We start from the raw sequence: 19488 nt of genomic DNA, 5'->3' as shown, positions 1-19488 counted from the left end.
TGCCCCATGCAAGCCTTCTTCTCGCCCGACCAGATGCTGCACACGCCGCAGCAGTTCATGCGCCTGGGCCGATTGATGCCCGCGGCCGACCTGCCCAGCCGTGCCAGCGCCCTGCAGGCCGCGCTGCAGGCCTGCGGGGTGCCGGTGCACGAGCCTGCCGAGCTGGGGCGCGAGCCCCTGGCCGCCGTGCACGCCCCGCACTACCTGGACTACCTGGAAACCGCCTGGGACCGCTGGCAGGCCTTGCGCCGCCCCGGCGTCGAGCCCGGCATTGAAGTGCTGCCCAACCTGGGCCCCTACCCCAGCCCGGGCGGCGGCCTGCGCCGCGGGCCCTGCCCCTCGCCCTCGCTGGTGGCGCAGACCGGCTACTACCTGGGCGATCTGTCCTGCCCCATCGGCGCGCCCAGTTGGCGCTCCATCCTGCGCTCGGCGCACAGCGCGGTGGCCGCCGCCGACGCGGTGATCGCCGGCGCCCCCGCCGCCTACGCCCTGTGCCGCCCCTCGGGCCACCACGCGCACAGCGACCGCGCCAGCGGCTTTTGCTTTGTCAACAACAACGCCTGCGCGGCCGCCCGCCTGCTGGGCCACTTCGGCCGCGTGGCCGTGCTCGACGTGGACGCGCACCACGGCGACGGCACGCAGAACATCTTCTACGACCGCGCCGAGGTGATGACCGTCTCCACCCACGCCGACCCGGGCCAGTACTTTCCGTTCTACACCGGCTACGCCGAAGAGCGCGGCATCGGGCCCGGCACCGGCAGCAACCTCAACCTGCCGCTGCCGCACGGCAGTGGCAACGCCGAGTTCGCGCGGGCCCTGGACGCGGCCCAGGCCGCGCTGCTGGACTTCGCCCCCCGCGCCCTGGTGCTGGCCCTGGGCTTCGACACCTACAAAGACGACCCGATCAGCGTGCTGCGGCTCGACTTTGAGGCCTACCGCGACGTGGGCCGACGGGTGCGCCGCCTGGGCCTGCCCACCGTGGTGGTGCAAGAAGGTGGCTACATGGTCGAGGCCATCGGCCCCGGCCTGAGCGCCTTCCTGGAAGGCCTGCATGGCTGAGGCCACTGCCCCCGTGGCCAGCCAACAACGCCAGGGCATGCTGCTGTTTCTGGCGGCCCTGCTGGCCTTTGCCTGCTATGACGCCTTTGCCAAGCAGATGCTGAACCACTACCCGGCCACGCTGATGAACCTGACCCGCTACGTGGCCGTGGGCAGCATGGCCGCGGTGCTGCTGTGGCGGCATGGCGACTGGCGGGTGTGGCGCCAGCCCCATCAAAAACTGCTGTTCCTGCGCAGCCTCATGCTGGCCATCGTGGCCACCAGCTTCATGACGGCCCTGGCCAGCATGCCGCTGGCCGAGGCCACCGCGATCTACTTCACCGCCCCGCTGATCATGGTGGCCCTGTCGCCCTGGGTGCTGGGCGAGCAGGTCGGCCGCGTGCAATGGGTGGCCGTGCTGGTGGGCTTTGCCGGCATGCTGCTGATCGTGCGCCCGGGCGGTGCCCTGCCCCTCACCGGCACGCTGCTGATGGCGCTGGCCGCCGTGTGCTATGCCCTGTTCCAGGTGCTCACGCGGCGCCTGTCGGGCCTGGTGCCGGCCCCCGTTCAATACGCCTACATGGCCGCCATGTGCCTGGTGGTGACCAACCTGCCGGCCCTGTTCAGCACCCCGGTGGCCTGGCCGGGCGGGGTCGAACTGGGCGTTCTGGTGGCCGGAGGCTTCGTCAGCGGGGCGGCCCAGCTGCTGCTGTTGGCCGCCTTCCGCCGCGTGTCGGCCTCGGTGCTGGCCCCGATGAATTACCTGCAGCTGCTGCTGGCGGTGCTGATCAGCACCTTCTGGTTCCAGCGGCCACCCGATGCCCTGGCCCTGGGGGGCATGGCCCTGATCGGCGCAGCTGGCGTGTATCTGGCACTGCCGAGGCGCTTAAAGTAACGGCCCCGATATCGGCCCCCCTATCGGCCCCCATGTTGTCCCCGACATGGGCCCCATCGAGACAAAGCCGCGCCACACCATGAACCCCATCGCCGCCCCACAACCCGAACCCCGTGCCGCCTCGGCTGCCCCCGGCTTTTCGTCCATCGATCTGCCCGATCTGGTGGCCGTGGTCGAAGCCCAGCTGCAGCAGGCCATCGTCGAAGGCCGCCTGCCCCCCGGGGCGCGCATCGTCGAGGCCGAACTGGCGCGCCAGATGGGCGTCAGCCGGGCCCCGGTGCGCGAGGCCGCCCGCCGCCTGGAAAGCCAGGGCCTGCTGGTGGCGCGGCCGCGCTATGGCTTCACGGTGCGCACCCTGGACCTGCAGCAGATCAACGACCTGTTCCAGGTGCGCATCGGGCTGGAGGTCATGGCCACCGGCCTGGCCTGCCGCCAGGCCAGCGACGAGCAACTGGCGCAGCTGCAGGCCCGCGTCGACCACATGGTGGCCCAGGCCCCGCACCTGGGCCAGGCTGAGCGCGTGGCCCTGGACCTGGGCATCCACGCCTGCATCTGCGAGATCTCGGGCAACGCCTACCTGCACCGGCTGTTCAGCAACATGCAGACCGAGATCCGCATGATCCTGGCCCTCACCGAGGGCAGCTACCGCGACCCCAACCTGATCGCCGAATCGCACCGCCCGGTGATCGAGGCCATGCGCCGGCGCGATGCCGCGGCCGCCGAGCAGGCCCTGCGCCACCACCTGATCGAAGGGCAGGAGCACGTGCAAGCCCTGTTCCTGCGCGCCCAACAAGCACAAACCGCCGCGCCACCCAACCTACCCTGACCCCCCAACCGCCATGAAGATCGTCCACTCCGACCAGCACCAGGGCCACGACCCGCAACAGTTCATCGTGCGCGGCCGCCTCAAGCGCAGCAACGAGCAACCCGAACGTGCCACCCGGCTGCTGACTGCGGCCCAGGGCGCAGGCCACACGGTGCTGGCCCCGGACGACCATGGCCCCGGCCCGCGCGCTGCCATCCACACACCGCAGTACCTGCACTTTCTGGAGACCGCCTGGGAGCGCTGGCAGCAGCTCGAAAACGCCTCCGACGAGGTGATGCCCAACGTCTACCCTTTCCCCGGCCAGCCCTTCACCTACCCCGAGCACCTGGTGGGCCAGGCCGGCTACCACATGGGCGACAACGCCTGCAGCATCGGCCGCCACACCTGGCAGGCCGCCACCGCCGCCGCCCACAGCGCCACCCACGCGGCCGAACTGGTGCTGGCCGGTGAGCGCGCCGTGTACGCGCTGTGCCGCCCCCCAGGCCACCACGCCTACACCGACCGGGCCAATGGCTTCTGCTACCTCAACAACAGCGCCATTGCAGCCCAGCACCTGCGCCAGCGCCATGCCCGGGTGGCCGTGCTGGACATCGATGTGCACCATGGCAACGGCACCCAGGGCATCTTCTGGCGCCGCAAGGATGTGCTGACCCTCTCGCTGCATGCCGACCCCCATGTGTGCACGCCCTATTTCACGGGCCACGCCCACGAGCACGGCGAGGGCGAGGGCCTGGGCTACAACATCAACCTGCCGCTGCCCCGCGGCACGGGCGATGAGGGCTACCTGCAGACCCTGCACCAGGCCCTGACCCACGTGCGGGCCTACGCCCCCGGCGCCCTGGTGCTGGCCCTGGGGCTGGACGCCCACGAGCACGACCCCTACCGCATGCTGGCCGTCAGCACCCCGGGCTTTGCCCGCATCACGGCCGAGATCGCCCGCCTGGGCCTGCCCACCGTGCTGGTGCAGGAGGGCGGCTACCTGGGCGATGACCTGGGGCCCAATCTGGTGAGCGCGCTGCGCGGCTTTGAATCGGTGGCGTGACATGAACACGCTCACACCGCCCTCCACCCTGGAACGGCCGGCGCACGACAGCGCGGCCCTGCTGCCCGGCGCCGCCTTGCTGAGTGCGCCCCCCGCCCCGGTCTCGCTGGACGAGGCCCGTGGCCTGCTGAGCCAGCACTATGGCCTGCACGGGTTTGAATTGCAGGCCCTCAGCGGCGAGCGCGACGCCAACTTTCTGGTGCGCCCCGCGCAGGGGCCGGCCTGCATGCTGAAGATCTCGCACCCGCAGGAAAGCGCGCTGGTGGCCGACTTCCAGACCCAGGTGCTGCTGCACCTGGCCCGCCAGGCCCCCGAGCTGCCGGTGCAGCGCCTGCTGCCCACCCAGAGCGGCCAGCCCAGCCTCAGCCTGCCCTGGCCCGAGGGCGGGCCGCGCGTGGTGCGCCTGTTCAGCTACCTGGAGGGCCTGCCCATGCCGCAGGCCCCGCGCTCCGAGGCGCAACGCCTGAACGTGGCCCGCCTGCTGGCCCGCCTGGACCATGCCCTGGCCGACTTCAGCCACCCCGCCGGCGAGCAGGCCCTGCCCTGGGACATCCAGCGGGCCGACCTGGTGCGCGGCCTGCTGGTGCATGTGAGCGACCCGGCACGCCAGGCCCTGGCCCACCGGGCCCTCGATGGCTTTGTCGAGCGCGTGCTGCCTCGGCTGGGCGCCCTGCCGCGCCAGGCCATCCACAACGACTTCAACCTGTACAACCTGCTGGTCGATGCGCAACACAGCGATCAGGTCAGCGGCATCCTCGACTTTGGCGACCTGGTGATGGCCCCGCGCGTGAACGAGCTGGCCGTGGCCGCCTCCTACCAGCTCGACGAGCGCGGCGAGGGGGGCGCCGCCGGGGCGCTGGCCGCCATCGCGGGCTTTGCGGCGGCCTACCACGCCGAATGGCCGCTGCAGGCCCTGGAGCTGCAACTGCTGACCGATCTGGTGCGGGCCCGCCTGGTGATGGTGGTGGCCATCAGCGGCTGGCGGGCGGCGCGCCAGCCCGACAACGCGCCTTACCTGCTGCGCAACAACGCCATCTCCTGGGCCCGACTTCAGGCCCTGGACTCCGCCACCCCGGCCCAGGCTGAAGCCGCACTTCTGCAAGCCTGCCGCTGAAAGCCTTCACCATGCACACTCCCTTCAACTCGCCCTCCAGCCCACCCGACACCACCGCCCTGCTCGAACGCCGCGCCCGCCTGCTGGGCCCCGCCTACCGCCTTTTCTACGAAGAGCCGCTGCACCTGGTGCGCGGCGAAGGCGTGTCGCTGTACGACGCCCAGGGCCGGCGCTACCTCGACGCCTACAACAACGTGGCCAGCGTGGGCCACGCCCACCCTCGCGTGGTGCAGGCCCTGACCCAACAGGCCGCCCAGCTCAACACCCACACCCGCTACCTGCACCAGGGCGTGCTCGACTACGCCGAGCGCCTGCTGGGCCACCTGCCCCGCGAGCTGGGCCAGGCCATGTTCACCTGCACCGGCAGCGAAGCCAACGACCTGGCGCTGCGCATCGCACGCGCCCACACCGGGGCGCAGGGCGTGGTCATCACCCGCTGGGCCTACCACGGCGTGACCACGGTGCTGGCCGAGGCCTCGCCTTCGCTGGGCGCCGGCATGAAGCTGGGCGCTGCGGTGCGCACCGTGGCCGCGCCCGACAGCTACCGCGAGCCCGCGGCCGAACTGGGCCAGCGCCTGGCCCGCGATGTGCGTGCGGCCATCACCGATTTGCAGGCCCAGGGCCTGCAGCCCGCGGCCCTGCTGGTGGACACGGTGTTCTCCAGCGACGGCCTGTGCACCGACCCGGCGGGCTTTCTGCAGCCGGCCGTGCAAGCCATGCGCGAAGCCGGCGGCCTGTTCATCGCCGACGAGGTGCAGCCCGGCTTCGGCCGCACCGGTGAGGCCTTCTGGGGCTTTGAGCGCCACGGCCTGGTGCCCGACATCGTGACCCTGGGCAAGCCCATGGGCAACGGCCACCCTGTCGCCGGCCTGGCGGTGCGGCCCGAGGTGCTGGCCGCCTTCGGGCGCGAGTGCCGCTACTTCAACACCTTTGGGGGCAACCCGGTGTCGATGGCGGTGGCCAGCGCCGTGCTCGACGTGATCGAGCAGGAGTCGCTGCAGGCCAACGCCCTGGCCGTGGGCCAGTACCTGCGCGAGGGCCTGCAGTCACTGGCCGGCCGCCATGAGGCGGTGGGCGATGTGCGGGGGGCCGGCCTGTTTGTGAGCGTGGAGCTGGTGAATGACCGCGCCAGCCGGCAGGCCGATGGGCCGCTGGCCGCCCGGGTGGTGAACGGCATGCGCCGCGCCGGGGTGCTGCTCAGTGCCTCGGGCCCTCAGGCCAACTGCCTGAAGATCCGCCCACCCCTGGTGTTTTCGCGGGCCAACGCCGACGAACTGGTCGAGCGGCTGGACGCGGTGCTGAGCGCTGCCGCATGAACAGCGCCGTGCCCGGCCAGGGCTCAGGCCGATACCGGATCGACCGGCATGGCCGGCACGCCGCCGGCCTCGATGGCCTCGCCCGCAGCCAGGCACAGGTCTTCGCGGAAGCGGGCCGCCGTGAGCTGCACGCCCACCGGGGTGCGGCCCACCAGGCCGGTGGTCACCGTGAGGCCGGGCAGGCCCATCAGGGGCAGACCGATCTGGGTCATCTGGGCCTCCCAGACCCGGGCGTAGGCGGCCTCGCCCTGCAGGTCCAGGTCGTTCTCAAAGGGCAGTTCGGCACTGACGGGCAGCAGCAGCACCGGGTAACGCTCGAAGAACAGCTGCCACTCGCGCACCAGGGTGGCGCGGCGGGTGAGCGTGGCCGGCAGGCTGTTGGCGTCCAGGCGCTCGGCCAGCGCACGCTGGCCTGCCAGTGCGGCCAGTGCCCCGGGGTCGCCCTCGCGCTGGGCAGCGGCCCATTGCGCGGCGTAGCCGTCGCCGATCCAGAGGCGCTTTTGCAGCTCGACGGCCTCGCGCAGGGGCGGCAATTGATCGATCTCCTCCACCTGCCAGCCCGCATCACGCAGGCGGCGCGCCGCGTCAAGCAAGGCAGCCACGCCCTCGGGGCAGGTGGCCAGGCCGTCGGGGCGCAGGCACAGGGCCACCCGCTTCGGCACCTCGGGGCCTTGCAGCGGCGCCGGCACCCACCAGGGGTCGCGCGCATCGGCGGCCGACATCACCTGCAGGGCCAGGCGCAGGTCGGCCACGCTGCGGGCCAGCGGGCCCGAAGCGGCCATCAGCTGCGGGCCGATGCCCCGCTCGGGCGAGCTGGCGTTGTAGGCCGGAATGCGCCCCAGCGAGGGCCGCAGCCCGTGCACGCCACAGGCATAGGCCGGGTAGCGCACCGAGCCGGCGATGTCGGTGCCATGGGCCAGGGCGCCGATGCCGGCCGCCACGGCCGCCCCGGCGCCGCCCGAGGAGCCCCCGGGCGTGAGGCGGGGGTCGCGCGGGTTGAGGGTGCGGCCATGCAGCAGGTTGCTGGTGAACCAGCGGTAGCTGAAGGCCGGCGTGTTGGTGCGCCCCAGCAGCACCGCACCGCCCCGCACCAGGTTGTCGACCACCGGGCTGTTGTGTTGCGCCACCCAGTCTTGCTGGGCGCGCAGGCCGTTGGTGGTGGCAAAGCCTTGCTGATCGACATTGACCTTGGTGGTCACCGGCACGCCGGCCAGCGGGCCCAGGGCCTCGCCACGGGCCAGCGCCGCATCCACGCCCGCCGCCTGGGCCAGCACCTGCTCGGGCCGGTGCTCGACCACCGCGTTGAGGGCCGGGTTGACCGCCTCCAGCCGCGCCAGCGCGGCCTGGGCCACCTCGGTGGCACTGACGCGCCGGGTTCGGATCAGGGCGGCCAGCTCGGTGGCCGAAAGACGCCAGAGTTCGTTCATGTCAGACGGGTCCTGCACGGGGTTGAACATGCGCTGCAGCATACCCCCCAGGCCGCTTGCCAGCCCGCCTGGGCCCCGCAGGGCCGAACCCTATTCATCTGTTTCCCCCTTCATCAGCCCAAGGAATGACCATGCACCCCACCCCCGACGCAGCCCGCTTGCAACAGGCCGTGGCCCAGCTGGATGCCGAGATGATCGACACCCTGAGTGCCTTCGTGGCCGCGCGCAGCCCCTCGGGGGCTGAGCAGCCGGCAGCCGATTTTCTGGAAGCCCGGCTGCAAGCGCTGGGCCTGGACTGCGAACGCATCGTGCTCGACAGCGATCGCATCCGCAGCTCACCGATGTTCTCTTGCCCCTGCGACCCGGATGGCGGGCGGCACAACCTGCTGGCCCGCCACCTGCCCAGACAGGGGGGCGGACGCTCGGTGCTGTTCAACGGGCACCTCGACGTGGTGCCCACCGGGCCCGAACAGCTCTGGAGCGCACCGCCCTTTGAGCCCCATGTGAAGGACGACTGGCTGTTCGGCCGGGGCGCGGGCGACATGAAGGGCGGCATCGTGTGCGCCCTGATGGCGTTCAAGGCCTTGCGCCGGCTCGGCCTGCAACCGGCCGGGGTGGTCGGCTTCAATGCCGTGCTGGACGAAGAAAACACCGGCAACGGCACCCTGGCCACGGTGCATGCCCTGCAGAACACCCTGGCCCGGGCCCGCCTGAGCGACTTCGACGCGGTGATCATCCCCGAGCCTTTTGCCGAAACCCTGATGGCGGCCCAGGTCGGTGTGAGCTGGCTGTTCGTCACCCTGACGGGCCGCCCCGCCCATGTGGCCTACATGGGCCAGGGCCTGAACCCGATCGAGGCGGCCCACGAACTGATGGCCGACCTGAAGCTGCTGGAAGCCGAGTGGAACGCACCCGAGAACCGCCACCCGGCCTTCCGCGACGTGGCCCACCCGATCAACTTCAACCTGGGGCGCATCGAGGGGGGTGAATGGAACTCTTCCGTGCCCTGCACCTGCACCCTGGGCCTGCGCTGCAGCTACTACCCGGGCACCGAGCCCGATGCCGCGGTGGCTCAGATCAGCCAGCGCCTGCGCGCCAAGGCCCAGGCGCTGAACCCGGCCCTGCAGGTCGAGATCAGCACCCGGGGCCACCGCTCGCCAGGCTGCGTGTACGACCTGGAGCACCCGGCCATGCAGGCCCTGGCCCAGGCCCACCGGGCGGTGAACGGCCGCGACGCCGAGCGCCTGGCCTGCACCGCCACCACCGACGGGCGCCACTTCAGCCTGATGACCGACATCCCGGTCACCAACTACGGCCCGCTGGCGCGCGACATCCATGGCATCGACGAGGCCGTTTCACTGGCCAGCATGCGCCGGGTCACCCTGACATTGGCCCATTACCTGGTGAACTGGTGCGGGGTGGAACCGATATAAATCGGGCTGGGGGCAGAAATGCCTTGAGCCGCCTGTCAGAAAAATGGGATAATCGAGGGCTTTTGGCGAAAAGTGCTGTGCAGTGGTTTGTGCAGTGGCTCTCGCAACTTCCTAAAAGGTAAGACCATGGCCAAAGAAGGCATTCACCCGAACTACCGCGAAGTCCTGTTTGTGGACCTCTCCAACGGTTTCAAGTTTGTGACCCGTTCCTGCGTGAACACCAAGGAAATGGGCAAGACCGAAGACGGTCGCGAACTGCCCCTGTTCAAGCTGGACACCTCCAGCGAATCCCACCCCTTCTACACCGGCACCCAAAAGTCGGTGGACAACATGGGTGGTCGCGTCGAACGCTTCCGCAACCGTTTCGGCAAGCTGGCCACCGCCAGCAAGTAAGTCATTGGCGGCGGCTTGTGCCGCTTTCGCCGCTTCGACTTCTGCTAAAAAGGCAGCCCGGTCCCCGAGCTGCCTTTTTTCTTGCCCGCTGCGTTTTTGCCCGCGCACCGGACGGCCCGGTGGCCCCGCCTCACCCAGACCCGCACCTTGAACTCGACCTCACCCGCCATCGTTGCCCAAAGCGCTGTCCGTCGCCTGCCCCGCTGGGCCCTGATCGGCCTGTGTGCCGCCTATGTGCTGGCCGGCTTCTGGGGCCGTGCGCCCTGGAAGGGTGCCGACATCGCCGAGCTGGGCTACATGCTGGAAATGGCCGCCGGCCACACCCGCTGGATGCAACCCACCCTGGCCGGGCTGGCGCCCGAGAACGATGGCCTGCTGGCTTACTGGATCGGGGCCTGGATGCTGCAACTGGCGCCAAGCAGCTGGGCCCCCGAGCTGGTGACCCGATTGCCCTTCATGGCCATGCTGGCCCTGACCCTGGTGGCCACCTGGTACGGGGTGTACTACCTGGCCCGCAGCCCGCGGGCCCAACCCGTGGCCTTTGCCTTCGGCGGCGAGGCCCAACCCAATGATTACGCCCGCGCCCTGGCAGATGGCGGCCTGCTGGCGCTGATGGCCTGCCTGGGCCTGGCCCGGCCCAGCCACGAGGTCACCTCTTACCTGGCCCAACTCACCTGCACCACACTCACCTTCTATGCGGTGGCCGCCAGCCCCTACCGACGCTGGACACCCCTGACCGCCCTGGTGCTGGGCCTGGGCGGCCTGGCCCTGAGCGGCGCGCCCACGGTGGCGCTGGTGCTGGGCGCGGCCAGCGCCGTCCTGACCCGGCTGCAGAGCGACGCCGACACCGAAGGCCGACAACGCCCAGGCTGGCCCCGCGAGGCCTCGCTGGCCGCCGCGGGCGTGACGGCCGCGGTGGGCGCGCTGGTCTACCAGCTCGATCTGGCGCACTGGCGCCTGGTGTGGCCCAGCTTTGGCGAGACGCGCAGCCTGGCCCGCCTGCTGCTGTGGTTTGCCTGGCCGGCCTGGCCACTGGCGCTGTGGTCGCTGTGGCGCTGGCGCCATCATCTGCGCAACGGGCGGTGGCCCCTGCACCTGGGGCTGCCCATCTGCTTCGTGGCCGTGTCGGTGGCGATCACCTTCAGCACGCAGCCGGCCGACCGTGCGCTGTTGCTGGGCCTGCCCGCACTGGCCACCCTGGCCGCCTTCGCCCTGCCCACCCTGAGCCGCAGCATGGGGGCGCTGATCGACTGGTTCACGCTGCTGTTCTTCACCAGCGCTGCGCTGGTGATCTGGGTGGTGTGGCTGGCCATGCAGACCGGCTTTCCGGCCCAACCGGCCGCCAACGTGGCGCGCCTGGCCCCAGGCTTCCGGCCGGAGCTGTCGTGGCTCCCCCTGCTGTGCGCGGTGGCCGCCACCGGCGCCTGGATGTGGCTGGTGAAGTGGCGGGCCGGTCGCCACCGCGCCGCGATCTGGAAAAGCCTGGTGCTGCCCGCTGGCGGTGCGGCCCTGGGCTGGATTCTGCTGATGACGCTGTGGCTGCCGCTGCTCGACTACGCGCTGAGCTATGCCAGCATGGTGCATTCGGCCCGGGCCCTGATGGGCACGGCCACCTGCGCCGAGGTCTACGGCCTGAGCCCCGACCAGACGGCGGCCTTCCAGGTGCATGGCGACCTGCGCCTGGTGCCCACCGGGTCGGCCCCCCGCTGTGACTGGCTGCTGGTGGACCGCAACCAGCTGGTGGGCTGGCTGGAAACCCACGACGGCCCGAACTGGATCTACGAGACCAATGTGTGGCGCCAGGGTGAGCAGCGCGAATCGGTGCTGGTCTACCGTCGGGCCGGGAGCTGAACTTGAGCGAGTTGCGCCTCATTGCCCGCCACGCGGGCACGGTGCTGGCCGGCCAGTTGGCGGTGATGGCCTTCGGCGTCACCGACACCCTGGTGGCGGGTCGCCATTCCCCCGAAGCCCTGGCCGCGCTGGCAGTGGGGTCGGCCGTGTACATCAGCGTCTATGTGGGCCTGATGGGCGTGCTGCAGGCCCTGCTGCCGGTCTGGGCCGAATTGGAAGGCGCAGGACGCCCGCTGGAGGTGGGGCGTTCAGTGCGCCAGTCGCTGTACCTGTGCGCGGTGGCTTCGGTGCTGGGCATTGGCGTGCTGGTGCAGCCCGAGGCCTTGCTGCGCTGGACCGGGGTGCCCGATGAATTACGCGCCGATGTGGGCCACTACCTGCAGGTGCTGGCCCTGGCCCTGCCGCCGGCCCTGCTGTTTCGCGTCTACAGCACGCTGAACCAGGCGCTGCACCTGCCCCGCCTGGTCACCTGGCTGCAGTTGGCGGGGCTGGCGCTGAAGGTGCCGTTGTCGATGTGGTGGGCCTGGGGCGGCGCGGGTGTTGCGGCCGAGGGAGCCACCGGCTGCGCCTGGGCCACCCTGGCCGTGAACGGCGCAATGGCCGCCCTGGCCGTGCTGATGCTGAGCCGGCAAACGGTGTACCACCCTTACCGCCTGTGGAAGAGGCCCGAGCCACCGGATTGGCAGCAGTTGGGGCAGTTTCTGCGCCTGGGCCTGCCGGCGGGCCTGTCCATCCTGGTCGAAGTGACCTCCTTCACCCTGATGGCGCTGTTCATTGCCCGCCTGGGCACCACCGCGGCGGCCAGTCACCAGATTGCGGCCAACCTGATGGCCGTGCTGTACATGGTGCCGCTGTCGATCGCGATCGCCACCAGTGCCCGCGCCAGCTACTGGCTGGGGGCACGCCAGCCGGCCCACGCCCGGCAGGCGATCCGAACCGGCTTGCTGCTGGCCCTGGGGCTGGCCACGCTGTGCTCAGCCACGGTGTGGCTGGGTCATGCCGGCCTGCCCCGGCTCTACACCCAGCAAGCCGAGGTGGCTAACCAAGCCGCGCCCTTGCTGGTGTGGGTGGCGCTGTACCACCTGTTCGATGCGGCCCAGACTGTGTGCGTGTTTGTGCTGCGCTGCTACCGCGTGACGGTGGTGACCTTGGTGGTGTACAGCACCCTGTTGTGGGGCGCCGGACTGGGCGGCGGCTATTGGCTGGCCTACCGCGGCCTGGCCGGGTGGGCGCCCTGGGCCCGGCCCGATGCCTTCTGGGCCGGCAGCACCGTGGCATTGGCCGCGGTGGCGGCCATCTTCATGCCGCTTCTTTGGCGCGCTGTGCACCGGCCGATGGTGCCGGCCCCGTGAGGGACGGTGCGGCCTGACGCAAGCGGCTGGCCGGGAACACGATGGAAAACCGCGACCCCACGCCCAGCGTGCTTTCGATGTTGAGCTGGGCCCCATGGCGCTGCACCACGTGTTTGACGATGGCCAGGCCGAGACCCGTGCCACCGGTTTCACGCGAGCGGCTGCGGTCGACGCGGTAAAAACGCTCGGTGAGGCGCGGAATGTGCTCGGGGGCAATGCCCGGGCCCGAATCCCGCACATCGAACTCGGCACGACCGTCTGGCAGCGTGTGCCAGCTGACCTGGATGCTCCCGCCGCCTGGCGTGTAGCGCACGGCGTTGCTGACCAGGTTGGACAAGGCGCTTTGCAGCTCGTTGTGCGAGCCGGCCAGGTCGACGCCGCGGGCCGCCTCGATGTCGAAATGGATCTGGTGGCGGCGCCCGCTGTGGCTGCCGATCACGCCCGACAGGGCCTGGGATTCCTGCTCGCAATGCATGAGCAGCCCCTGCACGCCCACCCATTCGGTCAGGCCCGGGGCGGGGCTGCCTTCCAGACGTGACAGCGTGAGCAGATCGCTGACCACGGTCTGCATGCGGCTGGCCTGCTGGGACATCAGGTTCAGGTAGTGCTGGCGCTCGTGGTCTTCGAGGTTCAGGGTCTGCAGAGTTTCGATGAAGCCCGACAGCACCGTCAGCGGGGTGCGGATCTCATGCGACACATTGGCCACGAAGTCGCGCCGCATGGCATCGGCCTGGTCCAGGGCGGTGATGTCGCGCGACAGCAGCAGGCGACGGCCCTCGCCATAACCATGCAGGTGCACCGACAGGCGCACCGGGCGCGACAAGGTGCTGCCACGGCCATTCATCACGATGTCGTGGCTGTAGTCGCGCGAGGCGTAGTAGGCCGCAAACACCGGCTCACGCAACAGGTTGCCGATGGACTGCATCAGATCCCGATCGGGGTCGAAGCCGAAATGCTGGGCCGCCGTCTGGTTGCACCATTCGATGTGACCCTCGGGGTCGAGCAGCACCACGCCATTGGGCGAGGCCTGGATGGCGAGCAGGAACTCCTGCAAGCGGGCCTCGCTGTCTTCGGCCTTTTTGACCAGCTGGCGCAGCATGCGCCGGGCCCGGTCGGCGACCTCACCCCACAAGCCGCCCATCGCCGGCGCATCGGCCAGCTGCCCCTTGCGCAACCAGCGGCGCACCCGCAGGCCGCGCCACAGATCCAACAAAAACCACAGCCAGGTGCCCAGCAGCAAGGCCACCAGCCCCCCCAGGGCGTCGCCCAGCGACCACCCTGCCAGGACCGCCAAGAATTGGGCCCCGGCAAAAGTCAAAAACCGGAATGTCATGAAAAGGGCCCGGGCCGCTCAGGCCGTCAAGCAGAAGCCGCCGCAGAAGTGGACACAGTGACAGGGACGGACACCGCCACCTGGGGCTGTCCGGTGAGTCGGTAGCCCGCGCCGCGCACGGTCTCGACCATGGTGCCGGCGCCGCCCAAGGCCTCGCGCAGGCGTTTGACGTGCACGTCGACCGTGCGCTCTTCGATGAACACGTGGTCGCCCCACACCTTGTCCAGCAGTTGCGAGCGGCTGTGCACGCGCTCGGAATGCTTCATGAGGTAGTGCAGCAGCTTGAACTCGGTGGGGCCGACCTTGAGTGGCTGGCCCGCGAACGTGACCCGGTAGGTGGCCGCGTCGAGCACCAGCTCACCGATGGTGACCGTGTCAGACACCTGCTCCGGGGCCCGGCGGCGCAGCACGGCACGGATGCGTGCCAGCAGTTCCTGGGTCGAGAAGGGCTTGGTGATGTAGTCATCGGCACCGGCGTCGAGGCCGGCCACCTTGTCGGTCTCATCGCCACGCGCAGTCAGCATCAGGATGGGCACGCCCTTGGTGCGGGCATCGGCACGCCATTTGCGCGCCAGCGCCACGCCACTCTGGCCAGGCAGCATCCAGTCGAGCAGGATCACATCGGGCAGCACGGCGTCCAGCTCGCGCTGGGCCGAGATGCCGTCTTCAGCCCACACCGGCTGGAAGCCGTTGTGGCGCAGGTTGACCGCGATCAGCTCGGCAATCGCCGGCTCGTCTTCAACGATCAGGATATGGGGCAGCTTCTTCATGGCAGATCACCGGAGGGCGGACTCCACGTCGTCAATGGACGCGTGGCGCACATCCGTGCCCTTGACAACATAGATGATGAACTCGGCAATGTTCTTGGCATGGTCACCGATGCGCTCGATCGCCTTGGCCAGGAACAGCAGGTCCAGGCTGGGCGAGATGGTGCGCGGGTCTTCCATCATGTAGGTGATGAGCTTGCGCACAAAACCGTCGAACTCGCGGTCGATCAGGTCATCCTCCTTGAGGATGGCCACCGCCGTGCTGGTGTCAAGCCGGGCAAAGGCGTCGAGCGCCTTGCGCAGCAGGCCGGCAGCCAGGTCAGCCGCCACACGCAGATCGGTGGAGGGCAGCTGGCGGGCCGAACCGCTTTCGATGATCGACTTGACCATGCGGGCGATCTTGCTGGCCTCGTCGCCCACGCGCTCCAGGTTGGCGGTGGTCTTGGAGATGGCCAGCAGCAGGCGCAGGTCGCGTGCCGTGGGCTGGCGTCGCGCGATGATGGAGGCCAGATCGCGGTCGATCTCGATCTCCATGGCGTTGACGCGTTGTTCGATGTCGATCACCTGGGCCGCGGCCTCGGTGCTGAAGTTCGACAGCGAGTAGATGGCTTGGTGGATCTGGGATTCAACCAGGCCGCCCAGCTCCATGACCCGCGACGAAACGCCGTTGAGGTCACTGTCGAACTGGGTGGAAAGATGTTTGTCCGGCATGCTGCGCTCCTCAACCGAAACGGCCTGTGATGTAGTCTTCTGTTTCCTTGCGGGTGGGCTTGAAGAACATTTGTTCTGTCTCGCCGAACTCGACCAGATCGCCCAGGTACATGTAGGCGGTGTAGTCGCTGCAGCGTGCCGCCTGCTGCATGTTGTGGGTCACGATGACCACGGTGTAGTCGTCTTTCAGCTCGGCGATCAGCTCTTCCACCTTGGCCGTGGAGATCGGGTCGAGCGCCGAGCAGGGCTCGTCAAGCAGCAGCACCTCGGGCTTGATGGCGATGCCACGGGCGATGCACAGACGTTGCTGCTGACCGCCCGACAGGCCGGAACCGCTCTGGTTGAGCTTGTCCTTCACCTCGGTCCAGAGGGCGGCCTTGCGCAGGGCCCATTCGACGCGATCGTCCATGTCGGTGGCGCTGAGGTTCTCGAACAGCTTCACACCGAAAGCGATGTTGTCATAGATCGACATCGGAAAGGGGGTGGGCTTCTGAAAAACCATGCCGACCTTGGCCCGGATCAGGGCCACGTCCTGCTTGGAGGTGAGCAGGTTCTCGCCATCCAGCACGATTTCGCCTTCGGCACGTTGCTCGGGATAGAGCTCGTACATGCGGTTGAAGGTGCGCAGCAGGGTCGATTTGCCACAACCCGAGGGGCCGATGAAGGCGGTGACCTTCTTCTCGGGGATGTTCAAGTTGATGCCTTTGAGGGCATGGAATTTGCCGTAGTAGAAGTTCAGGTTGCGCACTGCAATCTTGGCTTGCTGATCGGGCACGGTGAATGTGGTCATGAAAAATCCTTGCCTTTACTTCTGACGGGTCAGCACACGCGCCAGGATGTTGAGCCCCAGCACGGCCAGGGTGATCAGGAACACACCTGCCCAGGCCAGTTGTTGCCAGTTTTCGTACGGGCTCATCGCAAATTTGAAGATGGTCACCGGCAGGCTGGCCATGGGTTTGGACAGGTCCGAGTTCCAGAATTGGTTGTTCAGCGCGGTGAACAGCAAGGGCGCGGTCTCGCCCGAGATGCGGGCCACAGCCAGCAGAACCCCGGTGATCACCCCCGACTTGGCGGCACGCAGCGTGATCATGATGATCACCTTCCACTTGGGCGTGCCCAGGGCGTAGGCGGCCTCGCGCAGCGCCGAAGGCACCAGGGTGAGCATGTTCTCGGTGGTGCGGATGACCACCGGGATCACGATCAGTGCCAGGGCCACGATGCCGGCCCAGCCCGAGAAGCTCTTGAAGCGGGCCACCACGATGGCGTAGACGAACAGCCCGATCACGATGCTGGGCGCGGACAACAGGATGTCATTGACGAAGCGCGTGGTCGAAGCCAGCCAGCTCTTGGTGTCGTACTCAGCCAGGTAGACGCCGGCCATGATGCCGATGGGCGTGCCGATGAAGGTGGACAAGGCCACCATGACCAGCGAGCCGAAAATGGCATTGGCAATGCCACCCACCTCGTTCGGTGGCGGTGTGGACTGGGTGAACAGCGCCACACTCAGGCCGCCAAAGCCCAGGCGGACGGTTTCCCACAGGATCCAGATCAGCCAGAACACGCCAAAGGCCATGGCCGCCAGCGACAGGGCCAGCGCGATGGTGTTGACGCGCTTGCGGCTGGCATAGCGCGACTGGCGCACTGCGGCGAGCGCCGCGCGCTCGGCCAGGATGGAAGAAGCGGCGGTGTTCATGAGCGGGCTCCTTCGTTCTTCTTGAGGCGCATGAGCAGCACTTTGGACAGCGACAGCACCACGAAGGTGATGAAGAACAAGACCAGGCCCAGGTAGATCAGCGAGGCCTGGTGCAGGCCTTCACCGGCTTCGGCAAACTCGTTGGCCAGCGCGGAGGTGATGCTGTTGGCCGCCTCGAACACGCTCAGCGAATTGAGCTGGTTCATGTTGCCGATCACGAAGGTGACCGCCATGGTCTCGCCCAGCGCCCGGCCCAGACCCAGCATCACGCCACCCAGAACACCGGTCTTGGTGTAGGGCAGCACAACCTTCCAGACCACTTCCCAGGTGGTGGAACCCAGACCGTAGGCCGATTCCTTGAGCAGCGGCGGGGTCACTTCGAACACGTCGCGCATCACCGAAGCGATGAAGGGGATGATCATGATGGCCAGGATGATGCCGGCCGACAAAATACCGATGCCCACCGGAGGGCCGGAGACGAAGGAGCCCAGCACCGGCACGCCCTTCAGCAAGGCCTGCAGGGGTTGCTGGACGAAGCGCGCCAGGATGGGGCCGAACACCATCAGGCCCCACATGCCATACACGATGGAGGGCACGGCAGCCAGCAACTCGATGGCGGTGCCCAGGGGGCGCTTGAGCCAGGCCGGGGAGAGTTCGGTCAGGAACAGGGCAATGCCGAAGCTGACCGGCACGGCGATGGCCAGTGCGATCAGCGAGGTGGCCAGCGTGCCGTAGATCATCACCAGGCCGCCGAAATCGGACTGGACCGGATCCCAGACGCTGCGCACCAGAAAGCTCAGGCCGTATTTTTCAATCGACGGCCAGGCGCCGACAACCAGCGACAGCAAGATGCCGAAAAGAAGGCCCAGGGTCAGGATGGCAGCGGCCTTGGCCAGCCAGCCAAAAAGGCGGTCAGCCATCGCACCCGACAACAGCGGGCGTTGAGAAGGAGGTGTGGTCATAGGTTGTGCACGCCCCACCGAGGTGGGCGGGGCATGGTTGACCGGCAGTGTAGTGGACACAACAAAGTCCCGAAAGCAGGTCTGAAGTAGACGTCAGAGGCCTGGAATCACTTGAAGGCAACCGGCTTGTCGCCAGCAGCTTCGCGGATCTCACCCCAGGATTTCAGGATCACTTCCTTGACGCTGTCGGGCATGGGCACGTAATCCAGGTCGACGGCGGTCTTGTCACCGCTCTTGTAGGCCCAGTCAAAGAACTTCAGGGCGGTGGTGGCCTGGGCCGGCTTGTCCTGCTTCTTGTGCATCAGGATGAAGGTGGCGCCCGTGATGGGCCAGGAATCCTTGCCAGGCTGGTTGGTCAGGATCTGGTAGAAGCTCTTGCTCCAGGTGGCGCCGGCAGCGGCGGCCTTGAAGGTCAGATCGTCCGGGGCCACGTAGGAACCGGCCGCATTCTGCAGTTGCACGTAGTTGAGCTTGTTCTGCTTGACGTAGGCGTACTCCAGGTAGCCGATGGAGTCAGGCAGACGACCGAGGAAGGCGGCCACGCCTTCATTGCCCTTGCCACCGGCGCCGGTGGGCCAGTTCACGGCAGTGCCTTCACCGACCTTGCTCTTCCATTCGGGGCTGACCTTGCTCAGGTAGTTGGTGAAGATGAAGCTGGTGCCCGAGCCATCGGCGCGACGCACCACGGCGATTGGCGAGTCCGGCAGGGTCAGCCCGGCGTTCAGCGACTTGATGGCGGCGTCATTCCAGTGGGTGATCTTGCCCAGGTAGATGTCAGCCAGCACAGCACCAGTCAACTTCAATTGGCCCGGGGTCAGGCCCTTGACGTTGATCACCGGCACCACGCCACCAATCACGGTGGGGAACTGGACCAGGCCCTTGGCCTTCAGGTCGTCATCGGTCAGCGGGGCATCGGAAGCACCAAAGTCCACGGTCTTGGCTTCGATCTGGCGGATGCCGGCACCCGAACCCACCGATTGGTAGTTGATCTTGACGCCGGTGGCCTTGTTGTAATCAGCAGCCCACTTCGAGTAGAGGGGGGCCGGGAAGCTGGCACCTGCGCCGGTGGCTTCCTGTTGAGCCCAGCTGGCGGGAGAGAGCAAAGCGGCCACAGCGCCGGCAACGGCCATACGAATCGTCCAGGTCATATCAATTCACCTTGGTGGGTTGGAGAGTTGAATGGACTCTAGTTGGCCTTGATGACAGTTGCGTGACAGCCCCCCAAAACACTGGAAACACAGGTTTTTTGTCACAATCGACTCAAATTCGGTCACCCAACTGTCATAAACCGCTTCTAGACTGCGAAACGCGTGAAAAATACGGGGTAGTCGGTCA

18 protein-coding genes are annotated in these 19488 nt (G+C 68.3%); 10 read left to right on the top strand and 8 right to left on the bottom strand.

Annotated features, from left to right (window positions below; all coding sequences use genetic code 11):
• Window positions 1-6: 6 nt before the first annotated feature.
• The 6 genes from F624_RS0105445 (at window position 7) to F624_RS0105420 (ending at window position 6231) form a co-directional block, all read left to right on the top strand.
• Window positions 7-1059, top strand: coding sequence for a histone deacetylase family protein (locus tag F624_RS0105445; protein ID WP_019573260.1), 1053 nt, complete (start codon window positions 7-9; stop codon window positions 1057-1059).
• Window positions 1052-1933, top strand: coding sequence for a DMT family transporter (locus F624_RS0105440; RefSeq protein WP_019573259.1), 882 nt, complete (start codon window positions 1052-1054; stop codon window positions 1931-1933). The genes F624_RS0105445 and F624_RS0105440 overlap by 8 nt, the downstream gene beginning before the upstream one ends.
• Before the next feature lie 79 nt (window positions 1934-2012).
• A complete protein-coding gene (locus F624_RS0105435; RefSeq protein WP_157443327.1) occupies window positions 2013-2759 on the top strand; it encodes a GntR family transcriptional regulator in 747 nt (248 codons plus the stop codon).
• Between the two features lie 13 nt (window positions 2760-2772).
• Window positions 2773-3801, top strand: coding sequence for a histone deacetylase family protein (locus F624_RS0105430; RefSeq protein WP_019573257.1), 1029 nt, complete (start codon window positions 2773-2775; stop codon window positions 3799-3801).
• A gap of 1 nt (window position 3802) precedes the next feature.
• Window positions 3803-4915: a phosphotransferase gene (locus F624_RS0105425; RefSeq protein ID WP_019573256.1), complete on the top strand. Its 1113-nt coding sequence runs from the start codon at window positions 3803-3805 to the stop codon at window positions 4913-4915.
• An 11-nt stretch (window positions 4916-4926) separates the two neighbouring features.
• On the top strand, window positions 4927-6231 hold the full coding sequence (locus F624_RS0105420) for an aspartate aminotransferase family protein (RefSeq protein WP_019573255.1): 1305 nt from the start codon (window positions 4927-4929) through the stop codon (window positions 6229-6231).
• 23 nt (window positions 6232-6254) lie between these two features.
• Here F624_RS0105420 and F624_RS0105415 read toward each other — a convergent pair whose 3' ends face one another.
• Complete coding sequence (locus tag F624_RS0105415; RefSeq protein WP_031254201.1) at window positions 6255-7658, bottom strand: amidase family protein; 1404 nt, start codon at window positions 7656-7658, stop codon at window positions 6255-6257.
• A 125-nt stretch (window positions 7659-7783) separates the two neighbouring features.
• Here F624_RS0105415 and F624_RS0105410 point away from each other — a divergent pair, with 125 nt between their 5' ends.
• The 4 genes from F624_RS0105410 to F624_RS0105395 all read left to right on the top strand — a co-directional run bounded on the left by F624_RS0105410 (window position 7784) and on the right by F624_RS0105395 (window position 12687).
• Complete coding sequence (locus F624_RS0105410; RefSeq protein WP_019573253.1) at window positions 7784-9091, top strand: ArgE/DapE family deacylase; 1308 nt, start codon at window positions 7784-7786, stop codon at window positions 9089-9091.
• A gap of 126 nt (window positions 9092-9217) precedes the next feature.
• A complete protein-coding gene (locus F624_RS0105405; RefSeq protein ID WP_019573252.1) occupies window positions 9218-9484 on the top strand; it encodes a type B 50S ribosomal protein L31 in 267 nt (88 codons plus the stop codon).
• Window positions 9485-9631: 147 nt separating this feature from the next.
• Complete coding sequence (locus tag F624_RS0105400; RefSeq protein ID WP_031254199.1) at window positions 9632-11335, top strand: hypothetical protein; 1704 nt, start codon at window positions 9632-9634, stop codon at window positions 11333-11335.
• 2 nt (window positions 11336-11337) lie between these two features.
• Window positions 11338-12687, top strand: a complete 1350-nt coding sequence (locus F624_RS0105395; protein WP_031254197.1) for an MATE family efflux transporter — start codon at window positions 11338-11340, stop codon at window positions 12685-12687.
• Here F624_RS0105395 and phoR read toward each other — a convergent pair.
• The 7 genes from phoR to pstS all read right to left on the bottom strand — a co-directional run bounded on the left by phoR (window position 12635) and on the right by pstS (window position 19301).
• Window positions 12635-14020, bottom strand: coding sequence for a phosphate regulon sensor histidine kinase PhoR (gene phoR, locus F624_RS0105390; RefSeq protein ID WP_031254196.1), 1386 nt, complete (start codon window positions 14018-14020; stop codon window positions 12635-12637). The genes F624_RS0105395 and phoR overlap by 53 nt on opposite strands.
• A gap of 26 nt (window positions 14021-14046) precedes the next feature.
• A complete protein-coding gene (gene phoB / locus F624_RS0105385) occupies window positions 14047-14790 on the bottom strand; it encodes a phosphate regulon transcriptional regulator PhoB (RefSeq protein WP_019573248.1) in 744 nt (247 codons plus the stop codon).
• Window positions 14791-14796: 6 nt separating this feature from the next.
• Window positions 14797-15498 carry a phosphate signaling complex protein PhoU gene (phoU, locus tag F624_RS0105380; protein WP_031254193.1) on the bottom strand — a complete coding sequence of 234 codons (702 nt, stop codon included), beginning with the start codon at window positions 15496-15498 and terminating at the stop codon, window positions 14797-14799.
• A gap of 10 nt (window positions 15499-15508) precedes the next feature.
• A complete protein-coding gene (gene pstB / locus F624_RS0105375) occupies window positions 15509-16288 on the bottom strand; it encodes a phosphate ABC transporter ATP-binding protein PstB (RefSeq protein ID WP_019573246.1) in 780 nt (259 codons plus the stop codon).
• 15 nt (window positions 16289-16303) lie between these two features.
• Complete coding sequence (pstA, locus tag F624_RS0105370; RefSeq protein WP_019573245.1) at window positions 16304-17191, bottom strand: phosphate ABC transporter permease PstA; 888 nt, start codon at window positions 17189-17191, stop codon at window positions 16304-16306.
• Window positions 17188-18153: a phosphate ABC transporter permease PstC gene (gene pstC / locus F624_RS0105365; RefSeq protein ID WP_051107324.1), complete on the bottom strand. Its 966-nt coding sequence runs from the start codon at window positions 18151-18153 to the stop codon at window positions 17188-17190. Before pstC ends, pstA begins: the two co-directional genes overlap by 4 nt.
• A gap of 107 nt (window positions 18154-18260) precedes the next feature.
• Window positions 18261-19301 (bottom strand): phosphate ABC transporter substrate-binding protein PstS, encoded by a 1041-nt coding sequence (pstS, locus tag F624_RS0105360; protein WP_031254191.1) that lies wholly within the window; start codon window positions 19299-19301, stop codon window positions 18261-18263.
• Window positions 19302-19488: the final 187 nt, after the last annotated feature.

Source organism: Curvibacter lanceolatus ATCC 14669, assembly GCF_000381265.1.
GTDB lineage: Bacteria > Pseudomonadota > Gammaproteobacteria > Burkholderiales > Burkholderiaceae_C > Curvibacter > Curvibacter lanceolatus.
Note: the sequence above shows the minus strand (reverse complement) of the source record. Positions and strands in the feature narration are given on the sequence as shown.